We start from the raw sequence: 2380 nt of genomic DNA on the forward strand, positions 1-2380 counted from the left end.
ACACTAGAATAATCGATGAGCTAAAAATGTGTTACTGGTATATAGTCCCATTGCCAGAAGCAGTTTATAATCTTTTAACTTTATTAACCGACGATGGAAAAGCGGTATGCAGAACCAGCTTGTAGTGAAACATCTAGGAAGACAGGATTACGAGCCTATTTGGCAAGCAATGCATGACTTCACAGACAACAGAACGGAAGAAACAGCCGATGAAGTTTGGCTGGTTGAGCACAACCCCGTTTTCACTCAAGGCCAAGCAGGAAAAGCAGAGCACCTACTTAACACCGGTGATATTCCTGTGGTTCAAAGTGACCGTGGAGGTCAAGTAACCTATCACGGCCCCGGCCAACTGGTTGCCTACTTTTTAATTAACCTTCGTCGCAAAAAGCTTGGTGTACGCGAGCTCGTCACTCATATCGAGAATCTCGTAATCAACACACTAAAAGCATACAATATCGACTCAGCAGCAAGACCTGACGCGCCAGGTGTTTATGTCGATGGAAAGAAAGTCTGCTCATTAGGATTACGCATCCGTAAAGGTTGCTCTTTCCATGGCTTAGCACTAAACGTAAATATGGATCTTGCTCCTTTTCTGCGTATCAACCCGTGTGGTTATCCAGGAATGGAAATGGTTCAGGTCAGCCAACTTGGTGGCCCCGATGACATAACCCAAGTAGAGACAAAACTGGTCGAAGAACTGGTTAATCTACTCAGTTACGACGATGTCAAATTCGACACCGAGCCGAGCCACTAAGCCAACTATAAAGAGAAGTAATAGAAGCATGAGTAAACCAATCCAAATGGAAAAAGGCGTTAAATACCGCGACGCTGACAAAATGGCACTTATCCCTGTTAAGAACATGCCAACTGAACAGAAAGAAGTTCTGCGTAAACCAGAGTGGATGAAGATCAAGCTACCTTCAGACAGCCAGCGTATTCAAGACATCAAATCTGCGATGCGCAAAAACAACCTGCACTCTGTTTGTGAAGAAGCGTCATGCCCTAACTTAGCGGAATGCTTCAACCACGGTACTGCGACCTTCATGATCCTTGGTGCGATCTGTACACGCCGCTGCCCATTCTGTGATGTTGCCCATGGCCGCCCTCTTGCTCCTGAAAATGACGAACCACAAAAGCTCGCGAAAACGATCAAAGATATGAAGCTTAAATATGTGGTGATTACTTCTGTTGACCGTGACGATCTTCGTGATGGCGGTGCTCAGCACTTTGCTGACTGTAACCGCGAGATTCGTGCTCTAAACCCAGAAATTCGTATCGAGACGCTCGTACCAGATTTCCGCGGCCGTATGGATGTGGCACTTGAGCTAATGAAAGACAATCCACCAGATGTGTTCAACCACAACCTAGAGACAGCACCGCGTCTTTATCGTAAGGCTCGCCCAGGAGCAAACTACAAGTGGTCTCTACAGCTACTTCAGAAGTTCAAAGAGCAGCACCCAGATGTTCCTACTAAATCTGGATTGATGATGGGTCTTGGCGAAACCAAAGAAGAGATCATCGAGGTGCTGAAAGATCTTCGCGCACACGGTGTAACTATGCTGACTCTAGGCCAGTACCTAGCGCCAAGCCGTCACCACCTACCTGTTGAGCGCTACGTACCGCCTTCAGAGTTTGATGAACTAAAAGAGATTGCTCTTGAGCTTGGCTTTACTCATGCAGCCTGTGGTCCGTTTGTTCGTTCGTCGTACCATGCGGATCTACAAGCTCAAGGTATTGAGGTGGGTTAGCCCGCTCCCCTTTAGACCCCCATTAAGCCAGCGAAAAACGCTGGCTTTTTTATTGTTGAATGAGATGCCACACTTATATAGTCTTAGCTTAAGCAACAACAAAAATTAATTTAACTAAACCGACAATCCAAGGAATTATTATGAAAACATTTGGACTGATAACGCTAACAACGTTGGTTGCAGTAACTGCGGGGTGTGCGAGTAACACTGAACAAGACAACTTCCGCGAAGCGTCATTCGAGTTGTGCAATACCGAAGTTGATATTTACTCAGTCAGTGATGATGGTCGGGTGCGTATTGTCTGTTCAGATGGCTCTAAATTCGCGCTAACCAGTGAAGAAACCTTGGAAACGATGCGAGACATCAATATCGACTATTGTGACGGTGAAGGGTTGGGTAAGTTTAACGAAAGTAGCAAATATTACTCGTTTAAATGCAAGTCTGGCACCCTGCTAAGTCTACCTAAATAGAGAAAACGTGTTGTGATAATAGGTTGATGTGAACACATTAGCCTTTTTTGTTTCTCTGCTCTTCCCCGTTATAGCGCTTGGTCACCCTCACGCTCTAACTATTGCTGATATCAAAAAGCCCCATCCGAAGATGAGGCTTCAATTCATTTTCAAACTAGTTGG

Annotated in this window: 3 protein-coding genes; all 3 read left to right on the forward strand. The window is 45.4% G+C overall.

The annotated features are described in order from the left end of the window. Positions 1-106 precede the first annotated feature (106 nt). A complete protein-coding gene (gene lipB / locus QTO00_RS18100; RefSeq protein ID WP_331426020.1) occupies positions 107-754 on the forward strand; it encodes a lipoyl(octanoyl) transferase LipB in 648 nt (215 codons plus the stop codon). A 28-nt stretch (positions 755-782) separates the two neighbouring features. Beyond that, positions 783-1748 (forward strand): lipoyl synthase, encoded by a 966-nt coding sequence (lipA, locus tag QTO00_RS18105; RefSeq protein ID WP_331426021.1) that lies wholly within the window; start codon positions 783-785, stop codon positions 1746-1748. A 140-nt stretch (positions 1749-1888) separates the two neighbouring features. Continuing rightward, a complete protein-coding gene (locus tag QTO00_RS18110; protein WP_331426022.1) occupies positions 1889-2218 on the forward strand; it encodes a hypothetical protein in 330 nt (109 codons plus the stop codon). Positions 2219-2380 lie beyond the last annotated feature (162 nt).

This window comes from Vibrio sp. M260118, assembly GCF_036533755.1.
In the GTDB taxonomy this organism is placed as follows: Bacteria; Pseudomonadota; Gammaproteobacteria; order Enterobacterales; family Vibrionaceae; genus Vibrio.